7 protein-coding genes are annotated in these 5,687 nt (G+C 60.8%); 2 read left to right on the top strand and 5 right to left on the bottom strand.

The genetic code is table 11. The annotated features are described in order from the left end of the window. The 5 genes from AC1DWZ_RS23925 to AC1DWZ_RS23905 form a co-directional block, all read right to left on the bottom strand. Nucleotides 1–192 (bottom strand): ATP-binding cassette domain-containing protein (locus AC1DWZ_RS23925; protein WP_477171475.1); only part of this gene is annotated, 192 nt, incomplete at its 3' end. An 8-nt stretch (nt 193–200) separates the two neighbouring features. Beyond that, the gene (locus tag AC1DWZ_RS23920) at nt 201–1,034 is read right to left on the bottom strand and encodes an ABC transporter ATP-binding protein (RefSeq protein WP_477171474.1); all 834 of its coding nucleotides are present in this window, start codon (nt 1,032–1,034) and stop codon (nt 201–203) included. Further along, nucleotides 1,031–2,593: a high-affinity branched-chain amino acid ABC transporter permease LivM gene (gene livM, locus AC1DWZ_RS23915; RefSeq protein WP_477171473.1), complete on the bottom strand. Its 1,563-nt coding sequence runs from the start codon at nt 2,591–2,593 to the stop codon at nt 1,031–1,033. The genes AC1DWZ_RS23920 and livM overlap by 4 nt, the downstream gene beginning before the upstream one ends. Nucleotides 2,594–2,598: 5 nt before the next feature. Further along, a complete protein-coding gene (locus AC1DWZ_RS23910) occupies nt 2,599–3,528 on the bottom strand; it encodes an ABC transporter permease subunit (protein ID WP_477171472.1) in 930 nt (309 codons plus the stop codon). A gap of 264 nt (nt 3,529–3,792) precedes the next feature. Beyond that, complete coding sequence (locus tag AC1DWZ_RS23905) at nt 3,793–4,008, bottom strand: DUF6898 family protein (RefSeq protein WP_477171471.1); 216 nt, start codon at nt 4,006–4,008, stop codon at nt 3,793–3,795. 189 nt (nt 4,009–4,197) lie between these two features. Here AC1DWZ_RS23905 and AC1DWZ_RS23900 point away from each other — a divergent pair, with 189 nt between their 5' ends. Then, nucleotides 4,198–5,394 (top strand): acyl-CoA dehydrogenase, encoded by a 1,197-nt coding sequence (locus AC1DWZ_RS23900; RefSeq protein ID WP_477171470.1) that lies wholly within the window; start codon nt 4,198–4,200, stop codon nt 5,392–5,394. A 144-nt stretch (nt 5,395–5,538) separates the two neighbouring features. Next, the coding region (locus tag AC1DWZ_RS23895) for a polysaccharide biosynthesis protein (RefSeq protein WP_477171476.1) at nt 5,539–5,687 on the top strand (149 nt) is incomplete at its 3' end.

The following is a 5,687-nucleotide window of genomic DNA, read 5'->3' as shown; positions in this document are numbered from 1 at the left end:
GTCGCGACCTTCGAAGACGATGCGGCCGTTGCGCGCCCGTGGCGTCCCGCAGATGGTCATGAGCAAGGTCGACTTGCCGGCACCGTTGGCGCCGATCAAGGTCACTATTTCGCCTTGCTGCACTTCGAGGTCGACGCCCTTCAGCGCTTCGATATGGCCGTAAAAGGTATGAACGCCTGAGATCTTGAGCATGCTTGCGGTCACTCCTTCTCGTCTTCACCGAGATAGGCGCGAATGACCGCCGGGTCGTTGCGAATCTCCAGCGGCGTCCCGTCCGCAATTTTGACGCCGTAATCCAGCACGACGATATGATCGGAAATGCCCATGACGACGCTCATATCGTGTTCAATGAGCAGCAGGCCGATGCCGAACTCGTCGCGGATCGAGAGCAGCAGCGCATTGAGGTCCGCCGACTCCTTCGGGTTGAGGCCGGCCGCCGGTTCGTCGAGGCAGAGCAGCACGGGCTCGGTGCACATAGCTCGGGCGATTTCGAGGCGCCGTTGGTCGCCATAGGGCAAGCTCCCGGCAGGCTCATCGGCCACATGGCTGAGCTTGATGCGCTCCAGCCATTTGACGGCCAGATCCTTAGCGGCTGCTTCGGCGTGACGGAAGGATGGCAATCCGAGAAGGCCGAGTACGGTCCAGCCGGAGGCATGCATCAGCTTGTTATGCTGTGCCACCATCAGGTTTTCGAGCACCGACATGCCGGAGAAAAGACGGATGTTCTGGAAGGTGCGCGCGACCTTGGCCTTCTGGCCGATGCGGAAACCGTCCATGCGCTCGAGCAGGAACGGCGCGCCACCGGCATTATTACGCAATGCGATGCGACCGACTGTCGGCTTATAGAAACCCGTGATGCAGTTGAACAAGGTCGTCTTGCCGGCGCCGTTGGGGCCGATGACGCCGGTGATCTGGCGGCTCTTTGCCGAGAAGCTGACATCATTGATGGCGATCAGGCCACCGAAGCGCATGGTCAGCCGTTCGACTTCGAGCAGCGTATCTTCAGCCCGATGGTTTGCGGTCGCAGCAATCATTCGGCTGCTCCCGGCACGGTGGTTGGCGGCATCACTTTCTTTTTGTTGTTGAGCTGGATCGTGGGCACGCGGAAGGACAGCAGGCCCTTTGGCCGCAACAACATGATCAGCACCATGACACCACCGAAAACCAACATGCGATAGAGCGACAGTTCACGCAGCACCTCGGGCAGGCCGATGAGCAGGATGGCAGCCAGCGCCACACCGACCTGGCTGCCCATGCCACCCAGGACAACGATCGCCAGGATCACGGCGGATTCGATGAAGGTGAAGCTTTCCGGGCTGACGAAGCCTTGCCGTGTCGCAAAGAAGGAACCAGCAAAACCTGCAAACATCGCACCGATAGCAAAGGCGGTGAGCTTGGTGTTGGTGGGGTTGATGCCGAGTGCGCGGCAGGCCGTCTCATCCTCGCGCAGGGCTTCCCAGGCGCGGCCGATCGGCATCTTCCTGAGACGGATGGTGACAAAGTTGGTGATGAGCGCGAGGCCGATGATCACGTAATAGAGAAAGACGACACGTTGCGTGGTGCTGAACTCAAGCCCGAACAGCGTATGGAACGCCACTGTTCCCTCTGCCGGATTGCGTTCGAACGGAATGCCGAAGAAATCGATCTTGGCGATATTGCCGATGCCATTTGGGCCACCGGTAAAGACCTGCCAGTTGATCAGAATGATGCGGATGATCTCGCCGAAACCCAATGTGACGATGGCAAGATAGTCGCCACGCAGTCGCAGGACTGGAAAACCGAGCACCACACCGAAGGTCGCCGCCACGCCACCGGCCAGTGGCAAGCTCTCCCAGAAATTGAGACCGAGCGTCGTCGAGAGCTTGGCATAGGTATAGGCGCCAACCGCATAGAAGGCGACATAGCCGAGATCGAGGAGACCCGCGAGGCCGACCACGATGTTGAGACCCCAACCCAGCATGACATAGGTCATCACCAGGATGAGACTGYCGACCAGCTTACGATCGCCCCAGGGCGTGAAGGGAATGATCAGCGCCAAGATGATGAGGATCGGGCCGAGGATTCCGGAAAGATTGCGGGCGAAATTCGCCTGGCGTATTTCCGCCGCCTCGCGCACCTCAAAGGTCTGCGCGCCAACCGTCTTGCGTCGCCGCTCCTTTGCCGCTGCGGCAAAGACGAAGAAAGCGCCGATGCCGAAGATGACATTCACCATCGGCTGGTCGAACGGCAGGATGTTCGGCTGCAGCGGGTCAACCGTCACGAAGAGCGAGCTGTAAATCGGCAACTCAAGCACGCCGAGGACGCCGGCGCCAAAGAGATAGAGGAAGGCGAGGCCCCCAAGGATTAGGGCCGGCAGCGTGCGGCCGAAACGATTGAGTGTCAGGAGGAACCGACCGGCAGGCATAAGCAGCACGGCCCAGATCACGTCGTCATAGCGCGTGACATAGCTCATCTGCTGGCCCTGCAGGACCTGGGTCTGGTAGCCAACCATCAGCCAGCCAAGTAGGAAGACCAGGATCGCCGTGAAGACGGCATCCTTGGCTGCTTCGACATAGGGTGATGGCGCGGTGCGACCTTGCGTCATGTCGGTCATGGCGATCAGACCTTTTCCACTTCGGGTCGCCCAAGAAGGCCTGTCGGGCGGAAGATCAGCACCAGCACCAGCACGCCGAACGCGGCGACGTCTTTATATTCGGCCGAGAAGTAAGCCGACCACAGGGCTTCGATGAGACCGAGCAGGATGCCGCCCAGCATGGCGCCCGGCAGCGAGCCGATGCCGCCCAGCACAGCGGCCGTGAAGGCTTTGATGCCGGCCAGGAAGCCCATGTAGAAATCATTGTTGCCGTAATAGAGCGTCACCATGGATCCGGCGATCGCAGCGAGACCGGCGCCCATGACGAAGGTCATCGAAATCGTCCGGTCGACATTGACGCCCAGCAGTGACGCCATCTTCATGTCCTGCTCGCAGGCGCGCTGGGCGCGGCCCAGCGACGTACGCGTAATGAGCAGCGTGAAGCCGGCCATCAAGGCAACGGTGAGTAGGATGATGATGATCTGCATGTAACCGAGCTGCACGACGAAACCGCCATCGCTGCGGTTCATGATGGGAATGCCACCGCTGATCAGCGACTCAACAGGCTTGGGTCGCGGACCTTGCACAAGCTGGACATAGTTCTGCAGGAAAATCGACATGCCGATCGCGGTGATCAGCGGCGCCAGGCGTGGTGCACCACGCAAGGGACGATAGGCGATCCGCTCCACCGTCCAGCCATAGGCCGCGGTCAGCACCATCGCCACGATCAACATCAGGAGCAATTGCAGTGGCACCCAGGTGATGCCCAGCGTGCCGCACAGCAACAACACGATCATCGCCTGGAAGGCGCCGATCATATAGACGTCGCCATGGGCGAAATTGACCATGCCGATGATGCCATAGACCATCGTGTAACCGATGGCGATGAGGCCGTAGATGGATCCGAGGGTCAGCCCGTTGATCAGCTGCTGCAGGAAATATGGAAACCAATCCATCTCGCGCGCAGTCTCCTCTGCTCTGGGGAAGCAGGTTGCCCTGGGCCCCTAAATTGAGCCACACGCCAACGCGGTCGGTCGGATCAGGAATGCCCCAACGTCAGCACACAGAATCGAATCACAGGAATCGACTCATCAGCACTGGCGCGACATCAAACGAAAGGCCCCCATTCCGGCCACCGCTCGCGGGCCGTTTCCGGCCCGACGGCATGCAGCTCGTCGTTGCTGCGGAACCTATCGTGACAATTCGGGCCGGACAAGGTGTTATTTGCGTTCGCCTGCCGTTCCGTCAGCAACAGTGCCATTTCGCCGGGCCATGACGTATTTCAGCTTGCGGATCGCCGCCTGCGCCACCTGGGCTTGCGGCAGGTTGGCTGGTGCGACCATTGAAACCTCGGTCAGCGAAACCGGATCCATGACCGAGACCTTGACGTAGGACCCGACCTGGTGAAACTCGATGATATAGCCGTCGTCCGACAAGGTGGCGCTTCCGGTTGGCTGTTATGAATCGCATAGCTCGCATGCGCGGGCTGGCGGGCTGTCTGGCCAAGGCATACTTGCCCTGCGCCGGCCCGCCTGTCACGCGCCCGGCCATCATGATATAGCATCCGCCGCCGAATGAGAATCCTGCCCCAAGAAATCCTGCCCAAGAGCATCTGGAGTACGCATATGAGTTCCGCCCGCAGCGCTAAACCCGAATTTCAGTGGGACGACCCCCTCTTCCTCGATGCCCAGTTGAGCGAAGAGGAGCGGCTGGTCCGTGACACGGCGCGCGGCTACGCCCAGGACAAACTGATGCCGCGCATCGTCCAGGCCAACCGGCATGAACGGTTCGACCGCGAGATCATGAATGAGCTGGGCGAGCTTGGCCTGCTGGGCTCGACCATCGACGGCTATGGTTGCGCCGGCACCAACTACGTCTCCTATGGCCTGGTTGCGCGCGAAGTGGAGCGGGTCGATTCCGGCTACCGCTCGGCAATGTCGGTGCAGTCCAGCCTGGTCATGCATCCGATCAATGCCTATGGCACCGAAGCGCAGCGCCAGAAGTACCTGCCCAAGCTTGCTACCGGCGAACTGATCGGCTGTTTTGGCCTGACCGAGCCTGATCATGGTTCGGATCCCGGCAGCATGGTGACCCGCGCCAGGAAGGTCGATGGCGGCTATGCCGTCACCGGCGCCAAGATGTGGATCACCAATTCACCGATCGCCGATATCGCCATCGTCTGGGCCAAGACCGATGACGATGTCATCCGGGGCTTTGTCCTGGAGCGCGGCATGAAGGGTTTCTCGACCCCGAAGATCGAAGGCAAGTTCAGCTTGCGTGCCTCGGTCACCGGCGAGATCGTCATGGACAATGTGTTCGTGCCCGACGAAAATCTTCTGCCCAATGCCAAGGGTCTCGGCGGCCCGTTCGGCTGCCTCAACAATGCGCGCTACGGCATCGCCTGGGGCGCCTTGGGAGCCGCCGAATTCTGCTGGCATGCTGCCCGGCAATATACGCTCGACCGCAAGCAGTTCGGCCGGCCCTTGGCCGCCAACCAGCTTATCCAGAAAAAGCTCGCCGACATGCAGACCGAAATCACGCTGGGCCTGCAGGCCTGCCTGCAGGTGGGCCGCATGAAGGATGCCAACAACTGCCCGCCGGAAGCGATTTCGCTGATCAAGCGCAATTCCTGCGGCAAGTCGCTCGACATCGCCCGCATGGCGCGCGACATGCACGGCGGCAATGGCGTTTCCGACGAATTCCACGTCATCCGCCACGTGATGAACCTGGAAGCCGTGAATACCTATGAGGGCACCCACGACGTTCACGCCCTGATCCTGGGCCGGGCCCAGACCGGGCTTCAGGCCTTTACCGGGGCCTGAACCGGACACAATCGGCCATTTTCGGGGGCGCGCATTGTCGCGCCCCTTTTCTTTGGCCGCTCGGCGATTGACAGGGCGGAGGCTGGCCGCTAGGCCCTACCGGCAATCAATTCGGCAGCAATCCATTTGGCAAGGTTCAGCGAGATGTTTGAGACGGCACTTCCCGATCTGAACGGGAAATCGATCCTGGTGACGGGTGGGACTGGCTCGTTCGGCAAGGCGTTCATCCGGCGGGTTTTGCAGGATTGGAAGCCGAAGCGGCTGATCATCTTCTCGCGCGACGAGCTGAAGCA

This window comes from Dongia sp. P2_B8 (assembly GCF_056404715.1).
The sequence above is the reverse complement of the archived record's forward strand: the minus strand, read 5'-3'. Positions and strand labels throughout refer to the sequence as shown.

Bases quoted from the DNA above. Each gene is read 5' to 3' on its own strand.
- AC1DWZ_RS23920 (WP_477171474.1), bottom strand. From the start codon at position 1,034: ATGATTGCTGCGACCGCAAACCATCGGGCTGAAGATACGCTGCTCGAA.
- AC1DWZ_RS23900 (WP_477171470.1), top strand. From the start codon at position 4,198: ATGAGTTCCGCCCGCAGCGCTAAACCCGAATTTCAGTGGGACGACCCC.
- AC1DWZ_RS23910 (WP_477171472.1), bottom strand. From the start codon at position 3,528: ATGGATTGGTTTCCATATTTCCTGCAGCAGCTGATCAACGGGCTGACC.